Source organism: Streptomyces sp. (assembly GCF_019510245.1).
Lineage (GTDB): Bacteria > Actinomycetota > Actinomycetes > Streptomycetales > Streptomycetaceae > Streptomyces.
The window spans coordinates 84,268-104,447 of record NZ_JAEKKT010000147.1; the positions used below are offsets into that span (position 1 = coordinate 84,268).

The window sequence follows — 20,180 nt, forward strand, 5'->3', positions numbered from 1 at the left end:
TCCGTACAGTGGAAAACAGGAGGGTGCGGGATGGGCCAGGGCCGGCAGGAGAAGGTGGCGACGAGCCTCGCGGGCGCCGTCAGCGAGGAGATCAGCGCCTCCCTCGCACCCGTCGACGCCGAACTGGAGCGCCGCTATCCGGGTGATCCGGGGACCCGTCAGCCCGTCCACACCGTGTACGTCCCCGGCGACGCCTTCACGGCCGGCACGATCCGCTCCTGGGGCGACCGGGCCCTCGCCGCCCTCGACGAACACGCCCCCGGCGCCGCCGCGTTCGCCGCTGTCCTCGGCCTGCCCGACGACCTCGCCGAGCCCGTCCACTCCCGGGTCCGCGCCAAACTGGAGCGCGAGCCGGTGGAAGACCTGCGTGTCGACTTCGAGGACGGCTACGGCCCCCGCCCCGACGCCGAGGAGGACGAGGCGGCCGCCCGCGCCGCCCGGCTGATCGCCGAGGCGTACGCCGAGGGCACCGCGGCGCCGTACATGGGCATCCGGATGAAGTGCATGGAGGCCGCGGTGCGCGACCGGGGCATCCGCACCCTCGACATCTTCCTCACCGGGCTGATCGCGGCCGGCGGACTGCCCGGCGGGCTCGCGCTGACCCTGCCCAAGGTGACCTACCCCGAACAGGTCACCGCGATGGTCCGGCTCCTGGACGCCTTCGAGAAGACCCACGGACTGGAGCCCGGCCGGATCGGGTTCGAGATCCAGATCGAGACCAGCCAGTCCATCCTCGCCACCGACGGCACCGCCACCGTCGCCCGGATGATCCAGGCCGCCGAGGGCCGCGCCACCGGACTGCACTACGGCACCTTCGACTACAGCGCCTGCCTCGGGGTCTCCGCCGCCCACCAGGCGAGCGACCACCCCGCCGCCGACCACGCCAAGGCGGTCATGCAGGTCGCCGCCGCCGGTACGGGCGTACGCGTCTCGGACGGCTCCACCAACGTCCTGCCGGTCGGCCCGACGGCCAAGGTGCACGACGCCTGGCGGCTGCACTACGGTCTGACCCGGCGCGCCCTGGCCCGCGCCTACTACCAGGGCTGGGACATGCACCCCGGCCACCTCCCGACCCGGTACGCGGCCGTGTTCGCCTTCTACCGCGAGGGCCTGGAGCAGGCGGCCGCCCGGCTCGCCCGGTACGCCAACCGCGCCGGCGGCGACGTCATGGACGAACCCGCCACCGCCAAGGCCCTCAGCGGCTACCTGCTGCGCGGCCTGGACTGCGGCGCCCTCGACAACGGCGAGGTGGCCCGGCTGACCGGTCTGACCCGGGCCGATCTGGAGGGCTTCGCGATGCCCCGGCGCGGCGACCTGACCGCCTCCGGGAAGTAGCGGGTACCGGTCAAGTCACGGCTTTCGCCGCCGACTTGAACCGACCCTGTCACTGCCCCGTACTCTGGTGCGCCATTCGGGGAAGTGTTCAGGATCGGGGCTGTGGTGTCGGGTTCGTACGGACAGGCTGACGGGACCGGTCGCCTGCTGGCAGGGCGGTACCGGGTCGTGGCACGGCTCGGGCGCGGTGGTATGGGCGTGGTGTGGCGCGCCGTCGACGAGGTCCTCGGCCGCGAGGTCGCCGTCAAGGAGCTGCGTGCCTACACCGACAGCGCCGGACCCGAACTGGCCGATCTACGGCTGCGCATGCAGCGCGAGGCGCGGGCCGCCGCCCGGGTGCGCCACCGCGGCGTGGTCGTCGTGCACGACATCGCCGAGGTCGACGGCCGCCCGCTGATCGTCATGGAACTGGTGGACGGACCCTCCCTGGACGACCTGCTGCGCGAGCGCGGCACGCTCGGGGCGCAGGAGGCCGCCCGCGTCGGCGCCGAGGTCATGGACGCCCTGGCCGCGGCCCACCGGGTCGGCGTCCTGCACCGCGACGTCAAGCCCGGCAACATCCTCCTCGACCGCTCGGGCCGGGTCGTCCTCACCGACTTCGGCATCGCCACCATGGCGGATCCCGGCGACGGCTCGGCCACGAACCTGACCGGCAGCGGCGAACTCGTCGGTTCCCTCGACTACCTGGCGCCCGAGCGGGCCAAGGGCGCGGCCCCCGGACCGGCCTCCGACATCTGGGCCCTCGGCGCGGCCCTGTACGCCGCCGTGGAGGGCGCTTCGCCCTTCCTCCGTACGTCCACCTTCTCGACGCTCACCGCGATCGTCGAGGAGCCCCTCCCGGAGCCCCGCAGGGCCGGCCCGCTCGCCCCGGTCCTGCGGCGCCTGATGGACAAGCTTCCCGACGCCCGTCCGGACGCCGAGGAGGCCTGCGGGCTGCTGCGGGCGGTGGCGCGGGAACCGGTCCCGGACACGCCGACCACGGTGCTGGGGGAGCGGGAGCCCGCGCGGCAGGAGCACGGGTCCGGGGCGGCGGTGCCGGCTCCGGGAGGCGAACCTGTCGCAGGAGCCGGGGAGGGGCCCGGCGAGAGGGCAGGCGACCAGTCGGACCCGGAGGCGGGTCAGGGGACCGACGTCGGGCGGGCCGGGAAGTCCGCCGAGGGGGCTGCGCCGGACCCCGTCGGACAGCTCGCCCCGGTGCCCGCCGCCGGACTCGCCGAGCGAGCCGGAACTCCGGGGCCCGGCAGCCTCGTGCCCGCCCGAAGATTAGACCCCGTGCCCCGGCCCGGTGCCCCGGACGGCCCGATGAGCCCCGCCCGCCCCGACCGCAATCGCCGCCGGGCCCGGCTGCTCGTCGTGGTGGCCGTCGCCGTCGTCCTCACGGCGACCGGACTGACCGTCGCCCTGCGGAACGACAGAGGCCAGACGGCGAAGACGGACGCGGGGCCGGCCGCCCCGGCCGTGATCGGCGCTTCGGAGAGCGCCCGCGGCACCGGTGCCGGACATCAGGCGGGGGCGGACCCCGTGGGGCAGGGCGAGGAGACGGCTGCCGTACCCGTCACCGGCTCCACGTTCGCCCCCGGGGGCGAACCGGCGAGCCCGGCGGACCGCGCCTCCACCACACCGTCCGGGGCGCAGACCTCCGGCCCCAGCCCCTCCGGCGGTTCCGGCGGGGGCGGTGCCACCGCCCCCGCCACCGCGACGGCCACCGCCACCGCGGTCCCGGTCTGTCAGTCGGCAGGAGACGGCACGTACACGTGCCAGGTGCGCAGCGGCGGCGCCAAGTCCTACACCGCCGACGGCGTCAAGGTCGGCAAGGTCGGCCAGGGCCTCCACTCGTTCTACTGCCAGGTGGACCTGGGCCGCCGGGAGAGCCGCGGGCAGCGGACCAGCGTCTGGTGGGCCGAGACCGACGACGACAAGGGCAACACCGGTGTGTACGTCAGCGACGTCTACCTCAAGGGCGGCGAGAACGACGAGCCGCTCCCCGGACTTCCCGTCTGCTGAGCGCGGACGTACCGTTCCAGACCCGACGCGACCGCCCACTTCCGCTCCGCGAACAGCCGGGTGCCCCGCCGGCACAGCGCCGAGTCGGCCCGCGCCCGCGCGCAGAACTGCTCGGGCGTGCCGCCGAACAGCTCTCGCAACTCGCCCGACTCCGCGAGGAGTTCGGTGAGCAGGGCGCGCTCGCCGGGGTGGCGGCGGGGTGCGCCGGTGCCGTCGTGCAGCACGCCGTGCCGGTTGACGTACGCGTGGACGCCGGGGAGCGTCGTGCCGTCCGCGAGAGTGGCGCGGACGGCCGGGGCGGGCAGCCAGGCCCGCTGGAAGTTGCCGTCCGGCAGCGGTACCCCCTCGCTCGCGTCGACCACCTCCAGCTGCCGGCCGTCCAGCCACAGGACGAACAATTCCCGCACCGCCGAAGGAGATGCGACCGGGGACGCCGAGACATAGCCGAGGCGGCTGACATGCGCGGAGACACCGACGTCGAGGCCGCTGACCCGGGTGCGCACCATGGGGATGGCGCCGCTGACGCCGGACTCGGCCATCTTGTGCTGGAGTTGGGCGGGAGAGGCGTTGGAGCCGACCGCGAGCACCGGTACCCGGTCCCCGTCGTGCACCAGACGGTCGAGCGGCAGCAGTCGGTCGCCGTCGAGAAGCCCGGAGTCGGGCGGCCAGGCACCGGGGTAGGCCAGCGGATGGTCGCGCGGCGCCTCGTCGAGGCCCAGCTCGGTGAGCGTACGGCCGGTCATCGGCGACCCCGTTCCGCGAGCGCGGGACAGGCGCGGTCCGTCGTCCGGCTCGGTTCGGCGGACGTCCGTCCGGTCGCCCGGCGGCTCGGCGCCACGCGCGTACGGCCGGTCATCGCAGGCCCGCCCCGGCGGATGTCCGGCCGGTGGCCGCACTGCCCGGTCCCGTGCGCGTCCGGTCCCTCATGCGCGGCTCAGTCCGCCGGGGGCAGCTCGCCCGAGCCGCGGGTGATCAGTCTGGTCGGCAGCTCGATGCGCTCCGGTGCCAGGAGGGTGCCGTCCAGCTGGCGGAAGAGCCGTTCGGCGGCCGTGCGGCCGAGCAGGGCCGCGTCCTGGGCGACGACCGTGAGGCCGGGGTGCAGCAGGTCGGCGAGTTCGATGTCGTCGAAGCCGACGAGCGCGACCGGCCGGGCCAGTTCGGCGAGGACACGGATCACGGTGACGCTGACACGGTTGTTGCCCGCGAAGATCGCGGTGATCGGATCCGGACCCGACAGCATCTCCTCGGCGGCCCGGCGCACCCGCTCCGGGTCCGTCACACCGAGGGAGGTCCACGCCTCCTCGACGGCTATCCCGGCGTCCTCCATCGCCGCCTGGTAGCCGCGCAGCCGCTCGGCCGCGGTGTGGATGTGCGGCATGTCGCCGATGAACCCGATCCGGCGGTGGCCGTGCGCGATCAGGTGGGCGACCCCGTCCCGGGCGCCGCCGTAGCTGTCGGACAGCACGACGTCGGCGTCGATCTTCCCGGCCGGGCGGTCCACGAACACCGTCGCCACGCCCGCCCTGATCTCCGGCTCCAGATAGCGGTGGTCGTCCCCGGCCGGGATCACCACCAGGCCGTCCACCCGCCGCGCGCACAGCGCGAGCGCCAGCTCCTGCTCCCGCTCCGGGTCCTCGGCGCTGGAGCCGTTGATGAGCAACGCCCCGTGCGCGCGGGCCACTTCCTCCACCGCGCGGCTGAGCGGGCCGTAGAACGGGTCGGCGAGGTCCTCGAGGACCAGGCCGATACTCGCCGTTCGGCCCTTGCGCAGCACCCGCGCGCTGTCGTTGCGGCGGAAGCCCAGCGCGTCGATCGCCTCCTGGACCCGGCGCTCGGTGTCCGGGGTCACCCCGGGCTCGCCGTTGACCACCCGGGAGACCGTCTTGAGGCCCACACCGGCCCGCGCCGCCACGTCCTTCATCGTCGGCCGGGTCCCGTAACGGGAGCCGGGGAGACGGTCTGCGCGGCGGGAGGTGTCGGGCACGATGCGGCGTCCTGTCCTGTCGTCCACGGGATGCATGGGCTCACGAATTTGTCTCTGGGCTCATGGGTTTGTATCAGGGATACACAGGCTCGTGGGTTTGTATGAGGATGTGGCGTCGAGCATAGAGCCTGGACAACGTTGTCAGATGCAAGGGAGACTGTCCACCGCAATCTCCGGCCTGCGCCCCCACCGCTTGACCGGCCTGTTGTGTCACTCGGCTACTCATGGTTGACGGGGAGAACTGACTCTGATGCACACCGACCTCGTGGCGGCCCTCGACATCGGCGGCACCAAGATCGCCGGCGCGCTGGTGGACGGTCACGGACGGATCCAGGCGCGCGCCCAGCGCGCGACACCCGCCCAGCAGGACGGCGAGACGGTCATGGGGGCCGTCGAGGAGGTGGTCGGCGAACTAGCCGCTTCACCTCTGTGGGGGCGGGCCGGCTCGCTCGGGATCGGCAGCGCGGGCCCGGTGGACGCCTCCGCCGGAACCGTGAGCCCGGTCAACGTGCCCGGCTGGCGGGACTATCCGCTCGTCGAGCGGGTGCGGGCGGCCGCCGGCGGGCTGCCGGTCGAGCTGATCGGCGACGGCGTCGCCATCACGGCCGCCGAACACTGGCAGGGCGCGGCCCGCGGCCACGACAACGCGCTGTGCATGGTGGTCTCGACGGGCGTCGGCGGCGGCCTGGTGCTGGGCGGCAAGCTGCACCCCGGCCCGACCGGCAACGCCGGGCACATCGGCCACATCAGCGTGGACCTCGACGGGGACCCCTGCCCCTGCGGATCGCGCGGCTGTGTCGAGCGCATCGCGAGCGGCCCCAACATCGCCCGGCGGGCGCTGGAGGGCGGCTGGCAGCCGGGTTGCGACGGCGACACCTCGGCCGCTGCGGTGGCGGCCGCGGCCCGGGCCGGCGACCCGGTCGCCGTCGCCTCCTTCGAGCGGGCCGCCCAGGCGCTCGCGGCCGGGATCGCGGCCACCGCGACCCTGGTCGAGATCGACATCGCGGTGATCGGCGGGGGCGTCGGCAAGGCGGGGGACATCCTCTTCACACCCCTGCGCAAGGCCCTCACCGACTACGCGACCCTCTCCTTCGTCCAGCGCCTGACGGTCGTACCGGCCCAGATGGGCACGGACGCGGGTCTGGTCGGCGCCGCCGCGGCCGCACTGGCGGCCAGGCCGGACGCAGCGGCTGCGGGGGTCTGACGCCGGTCCGGCGGCGGTCGTCGGGCCGCGCAGGAACGTTCAGGCCCGGTCGGCCGGGGTTCAAGACCGGCCGACCGGACTGCGGGCGGACGTGCCGTCGCCGGCCGTCCGGATCGCCGGCCGCCCGGGTGCCGCTCCGGCGGGCCGCGTTGCTCCCCTCGCGGGTACGCCCGTGACCCCCGGCCGCCGGCGCAGTTGAAACGGGCATGAAGAAGCGCAGCATGCTCGCCATCGCCAGCCTGGCCACCGGATTCGTCGTGGCCGCCATCACCCCGTCCCATGCCGCCGACGAAGGCCCGCTCGACGACCTGCACGTCTCGGACGCCCTGGAGCACGTCGGCCACGTCGTCGGCGAGGACAGCTTCCAGACCGACCCGGACTTCCTGGGGCAGGAGTAGCCCGGCGCAGCCCGAGCGGACGACGGTGCCGGTGTTCCGGGCAGGGGACACCGGCACTCCGTTTGCGCGCCCTCAACGGGAACTGGTTTCCGTGGCAGTGTGGAGCGGGCAAGCCACAGGGGGCCAACAGAAGAGGGGGAGTCCGTGATCGTCTGGGTCAACGGCGCGTTCGGTGCGGGTAAGACCACCACCGCACGTGAACTGATCGAACTGATCCCGAACAGCACGCTCTTCGACCCCGAGCTCATCGGCGGGGCACTGACACACCTGCTGCCGGCCAAGCACCTCGCGGAGGTCGGCGACTTCCAGGATCTACCGATCTGGCGCCGGCTGGTGATCGACACGGCCGCCGCGATGCTCGCGGAGCTGGGCGGAACCCTGGTGGTTCCGATGACGCTGCTGCGCCAGGAGTACCGCGACGAGATCTTCGGCGGCCTCGCCGCCCGCCGGATCGCCGTCCGGCACCTGTGCCTCACCCCGGCGGAAACGATCCTGCGCGAGCGGATAGCCAGCCGGGAGATCCCGTCCGACCTGCCCGACGGGGAGATTCGGATCCGGCAGTGGTCCTACGACCAGATCGAGCCCTACCGCACCGCCCTGGCTTCCTGGATCAGCGCCGACGCCCACCTCGTCGACACCAGCGCGCTCAGTCCGTACGAGACGGCGGTGCGGATCGCGGAGGCGGTGGGCAGTGGCGAAGTCGCGGTATGCGACATAGTACAAACCCCCGAACCCACCGCCGAGACCGTCGCCGCAGGCGTCCTCCTCTTCGACGAACAGAACCGCTTCCTCCTCGTGGACCCCACCTACAAGGCCGGCTGGGAGTTCCCCGGCGGTGTCGTCGAGCCCGGCGAGGCCCCCGCCCGGGCGGGGGTGCGGGAGGTCGAGGAGGAGACCGGGATACGGCTGGAGGAGCTGCCGGGGCTGCTCGTCGTCGACTGGGAGCAGCCCGCGCCACCCCGCTACGGCGGCCTGCGCCTGCTCTTCGACGGCGGCCGGCTGGACTCCGCCGAGGCCGGACGGCTGGTGCTGCCGGGGCCGGAGCTGCGGGACTGGCGGTTCGTCACCGAGCAGGAGGCCGCCGACCTGCTGCCGCCGGTGCGCTACGAACGGCTCCGCTGGGCGCTGCGCGCCCGCGAGCGCGGTGCCGCGCTCTACCTGGAGGCCGGCGTCCCGGTCGGTTGACAGCCTCTGACGTTTCGTCAAGTCCTCGTGAGCGCCATGGTGTTGACGGGGACTTTGGCATTTCCGGGTGGTGTGTAGGGGACTTTGCGCGGGGTGGAAGGTTCCAAGGGGAAAACGAGGGTGAATTGTCGCCGTGCCGGTATGAACAAGAACGTGAAGAAGGTACACAGGCGTTCTACCGTCGGTGCGCAGCTCAACTTCCTCGCGGCCGCTGGCCGCCGTGCACAGGCCGGACGACAGCCGGCTGAAGGAGGGACATGCGCGCGTATTCTTCGACCCTCACAAGGGGACTCGCACTGACCGCCGGGCTCGTCCTGGCGCTCGCCGCCTGCAGCAGCGGGGGAGGCGGCGGGGGCAGCGGCGGCAAGGGCACCTCGGCCGGCCTCACGTCCTGCGCCACCCAGGGCAAGGCGGACACCTGTAACTCCGGCACCACCAAGGCCGGCGGCACGTTCACCTACGTCATCGAGAAGAACATCCAGCAGTGGAACGTGCAGGACACCAACGGCAACACCTTCGAGAACGCCGAGGCGCTGAGCCCCGTGCTGCCCCAGGTCTTCGTGCCGCAGCCTGACTTCAGCGTCAAGCTCAACACCGCCCTGGTGACCTCGGCGACCCAGACGAGCGCCGGCCCGCAGACCCTCGTCTACAAGATCAACCCCAAGGCGTCCTGGAACGACGGCACGCCGATCACCGCCGACGACTTCGTCTACTACTGGCGCACCAACGACGGCAAGGACTGCCCGCCGCCGCCCGCCAGCGACTCCACCCAGACCAAGGGCTGCCTGCCGGAGAGCACCGCCGGCTACGACCGCATCAAGTCGGTCACCGGCTCCGACAACGGCAGGACCGTCACCGTCGTGATGGCCAAGCCCTACGCCGACTGGAAGTCCCTGTTCGGCGCGGGCTACCCGTTCTACCCGGCGCACGTCGCCGAGAAGGTCTCCGGTGCCAAGGCGGGCGACGCGGCGCACATGACGGCCGCCCAGATGACCCAGGGCTGGCAGTACTTCCAGAAGAACCCGCCCACCAAGTACGCCACCGCGGGCCCCTACAAGATGACCGAGTGGGTCGACAACGACCACGCCACCTATGAGCCCGACCCGAAGTGGTCCGGCAAGAAGGCCACCCTGCAACGGCTGATCTTCAAGGTCATCTCGGACGCCACCCAGGAGCCGATCGCGCTGCGCAACAACGAGGTCCAGGGCATCTACCCGCAGCCCGAGGTCGACCTCGTCAACCAGGTCAAGGCGATCCCCAACGTCACCTACACCATCGGCAGCGGGCTGACCTGGGAGCACTTCGACCTCAACCTGCACAACCCGGTGATCGGCAAGTACCTGGCCCTCAGGCAGGCGATGTTCACGGCCATCAGCGTCAAGGACATCATGGCCAAGACGGTCGCCCAGTTCGATCCCGGCGTGAAGCAGCTCTACAACCACAACTTCGTCCCGGGGACCGCCGGTTACAAGGACGTGGTCAGCGCCAGCGGCCAGGGATCGGGTGACCTCACCAAGGCCAGGAAGTACCTCACCGACGCCAAGTTCACCGGAGTGGGCACCGCCCTGAAGACCCCGGACGGCAAAGCCGTCGGGCCCTTCAACTGCCGCTACACCACCGGCAACCAGATCCGGCAGAGCGAGTGCCAGATCCTCCAGAGCGACCTCGCCAACCTCGGGATCAAGGTCACGATCAAGCCGATCGGCGCCGCCGACCTCGGCACCGTCCTGGCCGGCCACCAGTACGACATCATCGTCTTCGCCTGGGTCGCCTCACCGTTCGCGATCAGCGGCGCCCAGCAGCTGTGGACGACCGGGGCCGGCGGCAACTACGGCGGCTACAGCAACAAGCAGGTCGACTCCCTGATCAGCACGGCCATCGGCGAGACGGACCAGACCAAGGCCGCCGCCCTGCTCAACCAGGCCGACCAGATCATGGTGAACGACGCCTACGTGCTGCCGCTCTACCAGAAGCCCACCTTCCTCGCGGTGCAGACCCGGTTCGTCAACATGCGCAACAACTCCACCAACGTCGGACCGCCGTACAACGTCGGCGAGTGGGGCCTCAAGAAGTAGCCCCGGCGACCGGCCGGACCGATTCCCGGCCCCGGAGACCCCGGGGCCGGGCCTCCCGCGAGAGAAGACCGCATGCTCGCCTACACCGTGCGCCGCATCCTCGTCTCCATACCCGTCCTGATCGTCTCGACGTTCATCGTCTTCCTGGTCGTCGTCAACTCCGGCGACCCGGTGGCCAACTTCGCCACCTCCCGGCAACCGCCGCCCAGCAAGGCCGCCGTGACCGCCTTCGCCCGCCACATCCACGCCGACCAACCGGTCGTGGAACGCTACTGGAACTGGATCACCGGCGTCCTGCACGGCGACTGGGGCCCGTCCGTCCAGTCCAACCTGGACATCGGGCACGACCTGTTCACCCGCTTCCGGGTCACCGTCACCCTGGTCGCCGCCGCCATGCTGCTCGCCCTCGTGATGGCGATCGTCTTCGGCGTGTTCAGCGCGATCCGCCAGTACAGCGTCGCCGACTACACCATCACCTTCCTCGGCTTCCTGTTCCTCGCCATGCCCGTGTTCTGGTTCGCGGTGCTGCTCAAGCAGGCCGGGATCTGGTTCAACCAGGAGACCGGCAGCCAGTTCCTCGGCACCATCGGCGAGAAGTCCCCGTACCTCGAAGTCGACACCACCTGGAACGAGTTCACCGACCGCATCGGCCACCTCGTCCTGCCCACCATCACGCTGGCCCTGGTCTCCTTCGCCTCCTGGACCCGCTACACCCGCGCCGCCATGCTCGAAGTCCTGGACAGCGACTACGTGCGGCTCGCCCGCGCCAAGGGACTGCGCCGCGGCCGGGTGCTCACCCGGCATGCCCTGCGCACCGCGCTGATCCCGCTCGCCACCGTCACCGCCCTCGACATCGCGATCATCCTCGGCGGCGCCGTCATCACCGAGACGATCTTCCAGTGGCACGGCATGGGCGAGATGCTCGTCCAGGCCGCCACCACACTCGACGTCTACCGGACCATGGCCTGGCTGCTGCTGTCCGCCGTCGTCGTCATCGTCTTCAACCTCTTCGCCGACCTCCTCTACGCCGTACTCGACCCGAGGATCCGCTATGACTGACATCGGGGCAGTCGGGCCGGCCGGCACCCGGACGCCGAGCGACGACGACCACGAGTTCACCGTCGTGCAGCGCAGCCAGACCCGACTCGTGCTGCGCCGCTTCCTGCGCCACCGGGCCGCGATGATCAGCCTGGTCGTCTTCGTGCTGATCGTGCTGTGGGCCTTCGCCGGCCCGCACTTCTGGCACTACTCGTACGCCAAGTACACGCCCGACAACTCCCAGCCGCCCTCCTGGAAGCACCCGTTCGGCACCGACTCCTCCGGGTACGACGCCTACGCCCAGGTGATGCGCGGCACCCAGACCTCCCTGAAGATCGCCATCCTGATCGCGCTCGGCTCGACCCTGGTCGGCGCCGTGTGGGGGGCGGTAGCCGGCTTCTACCGGGGGTTCGTCGACGCGCTGATGATGCGCGTCGCCGATCTCGTGCTGACCCTCCCGCTGTTCGCGATCGCGCTGGTCATCTCCTCGCGCAGCGGCGGTTCCTGGTACTGGATCGCCGTGGTGATCGCCGGACTCACCTGGGCCTACGTGTCCCGGGTGGTGCGCTCGTCCGTACTGTCCCTGCGCGAGAAGGAGTTCGTGGAGGCCGCCCGGGCGCTCGGCGCCTCCGACACCCGGATCATCTTCCGGCACCTGCTGCCCAACGCGCTCGGCCCGATCATCGTGAACGCCACCATCCTGGTCGCCACCGGCATCCTCACCGAGACCGCCCTGTCCTTCCTCGGCTTCGGCGTCCAACCGCCCGACACCTCCCTCGGGTTGCTGGTCGCCCAGGCCCAGACCGCGGTCGACACCCGGCCCTGGCTCTTCTACATCCCCGGCGCCTTCATCATCGCCATCGCCCTCACCATCAACTTCATCGGCGACGGACTGCGCGACGCCTTCGACCCCCGGCAGCAAAGGGTGCGACAGTGACCGACACCGACACCGACACCGACACCGGCAACGGCAAGGGCAAGGGCAAGGGCAAGGGCAAGGGCATCGACAGGGTCGTGGGGAAGGGCGAGGAGTCCGGCGCCGTTCTCGAAGTCGAGGACCTGAGCGTGGAGTTCCCCACCGAGGACGGGACCGTACGGGCGGTGCGCGGCGTCGGCTACCGGCTGGAGCGGGGCGAGGCACTGGGCATCGTCGGCGAGTCCGGCTCCGGCAAGTCCGTCACCGCACTGGCCGTGATGGGGCTGCTGCCCGCCACGGCCCGGGTGCGCGGCTCGGTCCGGTTCGAGGGCACGGAGCTCCTCGGCATGTCCGACACCCGCCTCTCGGACGTACGGGGCAGCGGCATCGCCATGGTCTTCCAGGACCCGATGACCTCCCTCAACCCCGTCTACACCGTCGGCTACCAGATCGCCGAAACCGTGCTCCGGCACAACCCGAGGCTCGGTAAACGCCCGGCCCGCGCACGCGCCGTGGAACTCCTCGGCACGGTCGGCATCCCGAGCCCCGAACGGCGCGTCGACAGCTACCCGCACGAACTCTCCGGCGGCATGCGCCAGCGGGTCGTCATCGCCATCGCGATCGCCAACGACCCGGACGTGATCATCGCCGACGAGCCCACCACCGCCCTCGACGTCACCGTCCAGGCGCAGATCCTGGAGGCACTGGAGGCCGCCCGTGCCGAGACCGGCGCCGCCCTCGTCCTGATCACCCACGACCTGGGCGTGGTCGCCGGCCACACCGACCGCGTCGCCGTCATGTACGCCGGGCGGATCGTGGAGACCGGCTCCGTCGAGGACATCTTCTACACCCCGCGCATGCCCTACACCCTGGGCCTGCTCGGCTCCCTGCCCCGCCTGGACCGCGAGGAGGACCGGCTGACCCCCATCACCGGCTCCCCGCCCTCGCTGCTCAACCTGCCCCCCGGCTGCCCCTTCGCGCCCCGCTGCCCGATGCGCCGGGAGCCCTGCGACCGTACCGAACCCCCGCTGCGCCCGGCCGGATCCGACGCCCACCGCAGCGCCTGCCACTTCGCCGACGAACTCGTGGACGCGGCGAGGCCCTGGCCCGGTTCGCGGACCTGGAGGACGATGCCCGATGACCGATCCGCTGCCCCCGCTGCCCGGTCACGGCGGCACCGGCGCCCCCGTCCTCCAGGTCCGCGACCTGGTCAAACACTTCCCGGTGATGTCGAAGGGCGTGGTCCGCCGCCGGGTCGGCGACGTGCACGCCGTCTGCGGGGTCTCCTTCGACCTGCACGAGAACGAGACGCTCGGCCTGGTCGGCGAGTCCGGCTCCGGCAAGACGACGGTCTCCCGGACCCTGCTCAACCTGGAGACGGCCACCTCGGGCTCCGTCCACTACCGGGGCCGGCTCCTGACCGACCTGAGCAGACGTCAGATGCGGCCGCTGCGCCGGGAACTGCAGATCGTCTTCCAGGACCCGTACGCCTCCCTGGACCCCAGGATCTCCGTCCACGAGATCGTCGCCGAACCCCTGCGCATCCACGGCCGCTACGGCCCCGGCGCCGCCGACGAGATACGCGAACTGCTGCGCCTGGTCGGCCTCAACCCCGAGCACGGCAACCGTTTCGCGCACGAGTTCTCCGGCGGCCAGCGCCAGCGCATCGGCATCGCGCGGGCGCTGGCGCTGCGCCCCAAGGTGATCGTGCTGGACGAGCCGGTCTCCGCGCTGGACGTGTCGATCCAGGCGGGCGTCCTGAACCTGCTGATGGACCTCCAGAGCGAACTGGGCCTGTCCTTCCTGTTCGTGGCGCACGACCTCTCCGTGATGCGGCATGTCGCCGGCCGGGTCGCGGTGATGTACCTGGGCCGCCTGGTGGAGATCGCCCCCGCCCGGCAGCTCTTCGCCCGTCCCGCCCACCCCTACACCCAGGCCCTGGTCTCGGCCATCCCGCTGCCCGACCCGCGCAAGGAACGCGCCCGGAAACGGATCACCGTCCAGGGCGACGTCCCGAGCCCGGTCCGCCCGCCCAGCGGCTGCCGCTTCCGCACCCGCTGCCCCAAGTTCGCGGGCCAGCTCACCGACAGCGAGCGCACCGCCTGCGTCGAGCAGGTACCGGACCTGGTCGACCGGGGCGGCGGCAACCCGGTCGCCTGCCACTACGCGGAGAGCGTGCAGCTGCTGTGACCGTCCGGATACGGGAACGGCGTCAGCCGGCTCTCCCGCTCCAGCCGCCGGCAGAAGACCTCCATGCCGGCGGCGAGCGGGGCGTGCCGGACCAGCAGGTCGGCGGCGGCCCGCGGGATGCCCTCGGGCCTCGCCCCGCCGGCGCAGGCCCGCACGAACTCCGCGCGCTCCTCGCCCCGGTACCCGTACAGGGCGGTGACCAGCCAGATCACCAGGTAGTAGACGGTGTACACGCGGTCGTAGTGCCGGTGCCGGGCGAAGAAGTCCCGCTCGTCGGAGGCCAGCCGGAAGCGGGAGCTGAGGGAGAGCCCGAAGTCGGTGAGGTACAGCCGCCGGCCGTCGGTGAGGATGTTGCCGAAATGGGCGTCCAGGTGCAGGAGACGGCTCCGAGCGAGGAAGGCGGTGAGTTCCTCCAGGCCGTGGGCGGTGAAGACGCAGGCCGCGTCCGCCCGGTCCGTGCGCAGTTCGGCGTCCAGCCAGTCGTGCAGGGTGCCGGGGAAGCGCTCCAGGAACAGGGTGAGGGTCGCGGAGGCCTCCCGAAGGGCCTCGATGCGCTCCCGCACTCCCGTGGAGCCGCCCCAGTAGGCCACCGCCCTGTCGACGTCCGCGAGTTCCTCCGGCAGCGGGGCGGGGGCGTCGGGCAGGACCCGCCAGTGGTGCAGGAGCGGGAAACCGGCGAACCGGCCCGACAGCACCCAGCCGGTGGTCACCTGGTGCGCCGCCAGCTCCCGCCAGGCACCGTACCCCGGGCTGCCGACCGCGCCGATGCCGTAATGGCAGTACGCCGGCAGGGCGAAGAGGTTCTCGGTGGAACGGGCGTGCCGCGGGTCCCGTTCCCGGTCGGTCACCGGGACCCGCTTCACGAACACCGGCCTGCCCTCCACCGTGACCCGTACCGCTCTGCCGCCGATCCCGGTGCCGAGCGGCTCGCCGGCCGCGACCAGCTCGGCCAGCTCGGCGTCGCCCAGCAGGGCCAGGGAGGTCGCGGTGTCGGCATGGGCGGCGACGCGGCGCGCGGTGTCGGTCATCCCCCCATGGTCACCGCGGCGCCGCACAGCCGTCCGCGGATTCCCGCAACGCCTGTGCCGCACCGGCGGTGGGTCAGCCCGCCGCGTAGTTCCGCAGGAACAGCGCCTCCGCCACCGACAGCCGCTCCAGCTCCTCGGGGGACACGCTCTCGTTGACGGCGTGGATCTGCGCCTCCGGCTCGCTCAGGCCGATCAGCAGGATCTCGGCCTGCGGGTAGAGGCCGGCGAGGGTGTTGCACAGCGGGATGGAGCCGCCCTGACCGGCGTACTGCATCGTCTCGTCCGGGTAGGCGACCGCCATCGCGTCGGCCATCGCCCGGTACGCCGGGCTGGTGGTGTCCGCGCGGAACGGCTGGCCCTGCCCGACCGCCTCGGTCCGCACCCGGGCACCCCACGGCGTGTGCGCCTCCAGATGGGCCTGGAGGAGCTTGGTGGCCTCGGCCGCGTCGACACCCGGCGGCACCCGGAGGCTGACCAGGGCGCGGGCGCCGGCCTGCACCGACGGGGTGGCGCCGACCACCGGCGGGCAGTCGATGCCGAGCACCGTGACCGCCGGACGGGCCCAGATGCGGTCCGCGACCGGACCGTCACCGATCAGCCCGACACCGTCCAGCACCTTCGCGTCCTTGCGGAACTGCTCCTCGTCGTACTCCAGACCCTCCCACCGCGTCTGGGGTGCGAGCCCGTCGACCGTCGTGGAACCGTCCTTGGCGCGCAACGAGTCGAGGACACGGATCAGCGCGGCCAGGGCGTCGGGGGCGGCACCGCCGAACTGGCCCGAGTGCAGATTGCCCCGCAGCGTGTCGATCTGGACGCGGACCATGGTCATGCCCCGCAGCGTCGTGGTCACCGTCGGCAGCCCGACCCGGAAGTTGCCCGCGTCGCCGATGACGATCGCGTCCGCCGTCAGCAGCTCGGGGTGCTCCTCGGCGTACCGCTCCAGGCCGCCGGTGCCCATCTCCTCCGAGCCCTCGGCGATCACCTTGACGTTGACCGGGACACCACCGTTCGCCTTGAGCGCGCGCAGCGCCAGCAGGTGCATGATCACGCCGCCCTTGCAGTCGGCGGCACCGCGCCCGTACCAGCGGCCGTCCCGCTCGGTCAGCTCGAACGGCGGGGTGGTCCAGGCGGCCTCGTCCAGCGGCGGCTGCACGTCGTAGTGCGCGTACAGCAGGACCGTCCTGGCGCCCTCCGGGCCCGGCAGGTAGCCGTACACCGACTGCGTGCCGTCCGGGGTGTCCAGTACGGCGACGTCCGTGAAGTCCTCGGCGCGCAGTGCGTCGGCCACCCAGTTCGCGGCGCCCTCGCTCTCGCTCTTCGGGAACTGGGCGAAGTCCGCCACCGACTTGAAGGCCACCAGCTCGGCGAGCTCCGCCTTGGCCCTGGGCAGCAGGGCGGCGACGGTCTCGGCGACCGGATTGGACGACATGGGCACGCTCCTCGTGGGTGCGACGTTGAACTGGTGAGTGGACCGATCCTCCCACAGTGGCCTGCGGCGATCTCCGCCGTAGGATGCGGGGGGACAGGCGGCAGGTGCCGGCCCACGGACGGACAGCGCCTGACCCACGGCTTGATACGGCGTGATACGGCTTCTACGGCTTGATCGGAGCAGCGGACCATCGTGAGCGGCGAGAATTCTTCGGCGGACGACGTGCGGGCGGACGACGCGCAGCGGGTGTGGGACGTCGTCGTGGTGGGCGCGGGACCCGCGGGGGCCTCGGCCGCCTATGCGGCGGCGGTCGCCGGACGGCGCGTGCTCTTGCTGGAGAAGGCCGAGCTGCCCCGGTACAAGACCTGCGGCGGCGGCATCATCGGCCCCTCCCGCGACGCGCTGCCGCCCGGCTTCGAGCTGCCCCTCAAGGACCGGGTGCACGCGGTCACCTTCTCCAACAACGGACGGTTCACCCGCACCCGCCGCTCCAAGCAGATGATGTTCGGGCTGATCAACCGGCCCGAGTTCGACCAGCAGCTGGTCGAGCACGCCCAGAAGGCGGGCGCCGAGCTGCGCACCGGCGCCGCCGTGCAGCGCGTCGAGCAGCACGGCTCGGCGGTCCCGGACCGGCGGACGGTCGCGGTCGTGCTCCAGGGCGGCGAGACACTGCTGGCCCGTGCGGTGGTCGGCGCCGACGGCAGCGCCAGCCGCATAGGCGCCCACGTCGGGGTGAAGGTCGACCAGGTCGACCTCGGCCTGGAGGCGGAGATCCCGGTGCCGGAGACGGTCGCCGAGGACTGGAAGGGCCGGGTCCTCATCGACTGGGGCCCGATGCCCGGCAGTTACGGCTGGGTCTTCCCCAAGGGCGACACCCTGACCGTCGGCGTGATCTCGGCCCGCGGTGAAGGTGCCGCCACCAAGCGCTACCTGGATGACTTCATCGCCCGGCTCGGCCTCGCCGGCTTCGAGCCGAGCATCTCCTCCGGCCACCTGACCCGCTGCCGCGCCGACGACTCCCCGCTGTCCCGGGGCCGGGTGCTGGTCTGCGGCGACGCGGCGGGCCTGCTCGAACCGTGGACCCGCGAGGGCATCTCCTTCGCGCTGCGCTCGGGGCGGCTCGCGGGGGAGTGGGCGGTGCGGATCGCCGAGGCCCACGACGCCGTCGACACCCGCCGCCAGGCGCTGAACTACGCCTTCGCCGTCAAGGCGGGCCTCGGCGTCGAGATGAGCGTCGGCAAGCGGATGCTCGCGGTGTTCGAGCGCCGCCCCGGGCTCTTCCACGCGGCGCTGACCGGGTTCCGTCCCGCCTGGCGGGCCTTCAAGGAGATCACCCAGGGCCGCACCTCCCTCGGCGAACTCGTCCGATCCCACCCGCTCGCCCAGCGCGCCCTCACCGCCTTCGGCCCGGAGCCGGCGGCGAAGGAGAGCGCACCGGCGGCGGACCCGGCCGACGAGGAAGCCGTCACTTCGTGACGACGACCCGGAAGACGGGGTGGTCGGCGCCGGCCGCGACGAGTTCGTCGTCGGAGGAGCCGGCCGTCACCCCAGGGAAGTACTGCTTGACCTCCCAGCCCCACCTCTCCAGATAGGCCCGGAGCACCGGGAGCTTCTCGGCATCGGGAAGCTCCACCACGGTGAACTCCCGCACCTTCCGTCCCACCCGCAGCTCCCCGCCGCCTGCCGCACGCATGTTCCGCACCCACTGGGAGTTGCCGCGCGCCGAGACCAGGTACTGGGCGCCGTCGTACGTGTGCGGGTTGACCGGGACGCGCTGCATCCGGCCGCTCTTGCGGCCGCGCACGGACAGCTCCGCACTGCCCGCCAGACTGATCCCGCGCCGGGCGAGCCAGCCGACGAGGCTGTTCATGCGGACAGCCACCGGGTTGATCTTCGCGTAGTACGGCTGGGACGACGGCTGCGGTTCGGACGACGACATGGTGACCCCCACGCTCGGCGAGAGCAGTGCTCTCTCTTGAGGAACAGTGTGCGGAGATCGGTGATCCATTGCAAGAGCAGTGCTCTCTTTTTTGAGCGGTGCACTGGTATGTGGGCGCTGCTCCGATCCGTGATCGCCGATCCAGAACAAGTGCAGTGCTCCAAACCGTGTGCACCGCTCTGCGGTCATGGCAAACTGCTCCCCATGACCACCCCGCAGGGCGCCCGCGCGCGAGCCAGGATGGAAGTCACCGCGGCCATCAAGGACGAGGCCCGCAGACAGCTCGCGGCCGAGGGTGCGGCAAAGCTGTCACTGCGGGCCGTGGCGCGCGAGCTCGGCATGGTCTCCTCGGCGCTCTACCGCTACTTCCCCAGCCGCGACGACCTGCTCACCGCGCTGATCATCGATGCCTACGACTCCCTCGGCGAGGCCGCCGAGACCGCCCACGCCGCTGCCGCCGACGCGGCCCCTGCGCACCGCTGGGTCACCGTGTGCGAGGCGGTGCGCGGCTGGGCGCTGACCCATCCGCACGAGTACGCGCTGATCTACGGCTCTCCGGTGCCCGGCTACTCGGCGCCGGAGACGACGATTCCGCCGGCCGCCCGGGTCGCCCTCGTCCTCATCGGGATCCTGCGCGAGGCGTTCGAGGGGCGCGGCCTGGCCCGCACCCCCGTACCCGCCGAACTCGCCCCCGAGGCCCGCCGGATGGCCGACGAACTGGTGCCCGGCCTGCCGCCGGAGGTGGCGGTGGCCATGGCCGCGGCGTGGGCCCAGCTGTTCGGCCTGGTGGGGTTCGAACTGTTCGGTCAGTTCAAGGGAGTCGTGGAGGAAGCCGAACGGGAGCGGTTCTTCCGGCATGCGGCCGCACAGCTCGCGCACGGCGTCGGGCTGGTCTTCCCCTGACGGCGCCCGGTCACCCGGTCACCTTCCCCAGGAACGCGGCGAGGTTCCCGACCGTCCGGCGGATCTTCTCCTCCAGTGTGAGCGACTCCGGCATCCGGCCGCCCACACCCGCGTCCCGCTTTCCCCGCACGTACAGCGAACAGGCGAGGTCGCTGCAGAGGTAGGCGCCCACGGAGTTGCCCTGCTGCCCGGCCTTCCCCGCCTTGACGGCGACCATCAGCGAGACGCCACCGGTGTGCGTGGTCAGGCAGATCGAGCACATGCTGCGCCGGGTCTGCCAGGAGCCGGGGCTCGGGCAGCGCAGCGCCACCGCCCGCACGTCACCGTCGTCCAGTTCGGTCACCAGATAGGCGCGGTCGGGCGCCTGGGGGTCGCGCCAGCCGAAGTAGTCCAGGTCGGCCCACGGCCTTTCGTCCAGGTCTTGCGGGATGTTCAGGCGCTTCGCCGCGCCCTTGGTGCAGTTCACGAACGAGGCGCGGATCTCTTGCTCGGTCAGCTGTCTCATGCTGCGCACGCTAGTTTGCCTAAAGGTTTTAGGCAAACGCATAATAG

The 20,180-nt window shown here is 71.9% G+C and carries 17 protein-coding genes and 1 pseudogene; 12 read left to right on the forward strand and 6 right to left on the reverse strand.

The window, feature by feature from the left end; translation table 11 throughout:
• The first annotated feature begins 30 nt into the window (after positions 1-30).
• Both JF597_RS25840 and JF597_RS25845 read left to right on the forward strand, forming a co-directional pair.
• A complete protein-coding gene (locus tag JF597_RS25840) occupies positions 31-1,335 on the forward strand; it encodes an aldolase/citrate lyase family protein (RefSeq protein ID WP_293999296.1) in 1,305 nt (434 codons plus the stop codon).
• A gap of 102 nt (positions 1,336-1,437) precedes the next feature.
• Positions 1,438-3,339: a serine/threonine-protein kinase gene (locus JF597_RS25845; protein ID WP_293999299.1), complete on the forward strand. Its 1,902-nt coding sequence runs from the start codon at positions 1,438-1,440 to the stop codon at positions 3,337-3,339.
• Here JF597_RS25845 and JF597_RS25850 read toward each other — a convergent pair.
• Complete coding sequence (locus JF597_RS25850; RefSeq protein WP_293999302.1) at positions 3,285-4,082, reverse strand: hypothetical protein; 798 nt, start codon at positions 4,080-4,082, stop codon at positions 3,285-3,287. The genes JF597_RS25845 and JF597_RS25850 overlap by 55 nt on opposite strands.
• A gap of 191 nt (positions 4,083-4,273) precedes the next feature.
• Positions 4,274-5,359, reverse strand: coding sequence for a LacI family DNA-binding transcriptional regulator (locus JF597_RS25855; RefSeq protein ID WP_293999305.1), 1,086 nt, complete (start codon positions 5,357-5,359; stop codon positions 4,274-4,276).
• Between the two features lie 214 nt (positions 5,360-5,573).
• On the opposite strand from JF597_RS25855, the gene JF597_RS25860 reads away from it, so the two are divergent.
• From JF597_RS25860 to JF597_RS25895, 8 genes and pseudogenes are all read left to right on the forward strand, one after another.
• Positions 5,574-6,527 carry an ROK family protein gene (locus tag JF597_RS25860; RefSeq protein ID WP_293999308.1) on the forward strand — a complete coding sequence of 318 codons (954 nt, stop codon included), beginning with the start codon at positions 5,574-5,576 and terminating at the stop codon, positions 6,525-6,527.
• Between the two features lie 206 nt (positions 6,528-6,733).
• Positions 6,734-6,925 carry a hypothetical protein gene (locus JF597_RS25865; RefSeq protein WP_293999311.1) on the forward strand — a complete coding sequence of 64 codons (192 nt, stop codon included), beginning with the start codon at positions 6,734-6,736 and terminating at the stop codon, positions 6,923-6,925.
• A 144-nt stretch (positions 6,926-7,069) separates the two neighbouring features.
• Positions 7,070-8,110 (forward strand): NUDIX hydrolase, encoded by a 1,041-nt coding sequence (locus tag JF597_RS25870; protein ID WP_293999314.1) that lies wholly within the window; start codon positions 7,070-7,072, stop codon positions 8,108-8,110.
• Between the two features lie 257 nt (positions 8,111-8,367).
• A complete protein-coding gene (locus JF597_RS25875) occupies positions 8,368-10,185 on the forward strand; it encodes an ABC transporter family substrate-binding protein (RefSeq protein ID WP_293999316.1) in 1,818 nt (605 codons plus the stop codon).
• Between the two features lie 72 nt (positions 10,186-10,257).
• Positions 10,258-11,244 (forward strand): ABC transporter permease, encoded by a 987-nt coding sequence (locus JF597_RS25880; RefSeq protein WP_293999319.1) that lies wholly within the window; start codon positions 10,258-10,260, stop codon positions 11,242-11,244.
• Positions 11,237-12,160: an ABC transporter permease gene (locus JF597_RS25885; protein ID WP_293999322.1), complete on the forward strand. Its 924-nt coding sequence runs from the start codon at positions 11,237-11,239 to the stop codon at positions 12,158-12,160. Before JF597_RS25880 ends, JF597_RS25885 begins: the two co-directional genes overlap by 8 nt.
• 164 nt (positions 12,161-12,324) lie before the next feature.
• A pseudogene (locus JF597_RS25890) lies at positions 12,325-13,152 on the forward strand (ABC transporter ATP-binding protein); the annotation flags it as partial.
• 124 nt (positions 13,153-13,276) lie between these two features.
• Positions 13,277-14,329 (forward strand): oligopeptide/dipeptide ABC transporter ATP-binding protein, encoded by a 1,053-nt coding sequence (locus JF597_RS25895; RefSeq protein ID WP_293999325.1) that lies wholly within the window; start codon positions 13,277-13,279, stop codon positions 14,327-14,329.
• On the opposite strand, the gene JF597_RS25900 is transcribed toward JF597_RS25895, so the two are convergent.
• On the reverse strand, positions 14,302-15,357 hold the full coding sequence (locus JF597_RS25900; RefSeq protein ID WP_293999328.1) for a protein kinase family protein: 1,056 nt from the start codon (positions 15,355-15,357) through the stop codon (positions 14,302-14,304). The genes JF597_RS25895 and JF597_RS25900 overlap by 28 nt on opposite strands.
• Before the next feature lie 73 nt (positions 15,358-15,430).
• Positions 15,431-16,786 carry a dipeptidase gene (locus JF597_RS25905; RefSeq protein ID WP_293999331.1) on the reverse strand — a complete coding sequence of 452 codons (1,356 nt, stop codon included), beginning with the start codon at positions 16,784-16,786 and terminating at the stop codon, positions 15,431-15,433.
• A gap of 192 nt (positions 16,787-16,978) precedes the next feature.
• Between JF597_RS25905 and JF597_RS25910 the strand changes: the two genes are divergently transcribed.
• The gene (locus JF597_RS25910; RefSeq protein ID WP_293999335.1) at positions 16,979-18,262 is read left to right on the forward strand and encodes a geranylgeranyl reductase family protein; all 1,284 of its coding nucleotides are present in this window, start codon (positions 16,979-16,981) and stop codon (positions 18,260-18,262) included.
• Here the strand turns inward: JF597_RS25910 and JF597_RS25915 are convergent.
• Positions 18,252-18,725, reverse strand: a complete 474-nt coding sequence (locus JF597_RS25915) for a nitroreductase family deazaflavin-dependent oxidoreductase (protein WP_293999338.1) — start codon at positions 18,723-18,725, stop codon at positions 18,252-18,254. The genes JF597_RS25910 and JF597_RS25915 overlap by 11 nt on opposite strands.
• A 204-nt stretch (positions 18,726-18,929) precedes the next feature.
• Between JF597_RS25915 and JF597_RS25920 the strand changes: the two genes are divergently transcribed.
• Positions 18,930-19,628 (forward strand): TetR/AcrR family transcriptional regulator, encoded by a 699-nt coding sequence (locus tag JF597_RS25920; RefSeq protein WP_293999340.1) that lies wholly within the window; start codon positions 18,930-18,932, stop codon positions 19,626-19,628.
• Between the two features lie 10 nt (positions 19,629-19,638).
• On the opposite strand, the gene JF597_RS25925 is transcribed toward JF597_RS25920, so the two are convergent.
• Complete coding sequence (locus tag JF597_RS25925; RefSeq protein WP_293999342.1) at positions 19,639-20,133, reverse strand: FBP domain-containing protein; 495 nt, start codon at positions 20,131-20,133, stop codon at positions 19,639-19,641.
• Positions 20,134-20,180: the final 47 nt, after the last annotated feature.

What these genes read in the sequence shown, in the direction of transcription:
- JF597_RS25840 (WP_293999296.1), top strand. Translation starts at nt 31, where the DNA reads ATGGGCCAGGGCCGGCAGGAGAAGGTGGCGACGAGCCTCGCGGGCGCC.
- JF597_RS25850 (WP_293999302.1), bottom strand. Translation starts at nt 4,082, where the DNA reads ATGACCGGCCGTACGCTCACCGAGCTGGGCCTCGACGAGGCGCCGCGC.
- JF597_RS25855 (WP_293999305.1), bottom strand. Translation starts at nt 5,359, where the DNA reads ATGCATCCCGTGGACGACAGGACAGGACGCCGCATCGTGCCCGACACC.
- JF597_RS25860 (WP_293999308.1), top strand. Translation starts at nt 5,574, where the DNA reads ATGCACACCGACCTCGTGGCGGCCCTCGACATCGGCGGCACCAAGATC.
- JF597_RS25865 (WP_293999311.1), top strand. Translation starts at nt 6,734, where the DNA reads ATGAAGAAGCGCAGCATGCTCGCCATCGCCAGCCTGGCCACCGGATTC.
- JF597_RS25875 (WP_293999316.1), top strand. Translation starts at nt 8,368, where the DNA reads ATGCGCGCGTATTCTTCGACCCTCACAAGGGGACTCGCACTGACCGCC.
- JF597_RS25880 (WP_293999319.1), top strand. Translation starts at nt 10,258, where the DNA reads ATGCTCGCCTACACCGTGCGCCGCATCCTCGTCTCCATACCCGTCCTG.
- JF597_RS25885 (WP_293999322.1), top strand. Translation starts at nt 11,237, where the DNA reads ATGACTGACATCGGGGCAGTCGGGCCGGCCGGCACCCGGACGCCGAGC.
- JF597_RS25895 (WP_293999325.1), top strand. Translation starts at nt 13,277, where the DNA reads ATGACCGATCCGCTGCCCCCGCTGCCCGGTCACGGCGGCACCGGCGCC.
- JF597_RS25900 (WP_293999328.1), bottom strand. Translation starts at nt 15,357, where the DNA reads ATGACCGACACCGCGCGCCGCGTCGCCGCCCATGCCGACACCGCGACC.
- JF597_RS25905 (WP_293999331.1), bottom strand. Translation starts at nt 16,786, where the DNA reads ATGTCGTCCAATCCGGTCGCCGAGACCGTCGCCGCCCTGCTGCCCAGG.
- JF597_RS25915 (WP_293999338.1), bottom strand. Translation starts at nt 18,725, where the DNA reads ATGTCGTCGTCCGAACCGCAGCCGTCGTCCCAGCCGTACTACGCGAAG.
- JF597_RS25920 (WP_293999340.1), top strand. Translation starts at nt 18,930, where the DNA reads ATGACCACCCCGCAGGGCGCCCGCGCGCGAGCCAGGATGGAAGTCACC.
- JF597_RS25925 (WP_293999342.1), bottom strand. Translation starts at nt 20,133, where the DNA reads ATGAGACAGCTGACCGAGCAAGAGATCCGCGCCTCGTTCGTGAACTGC.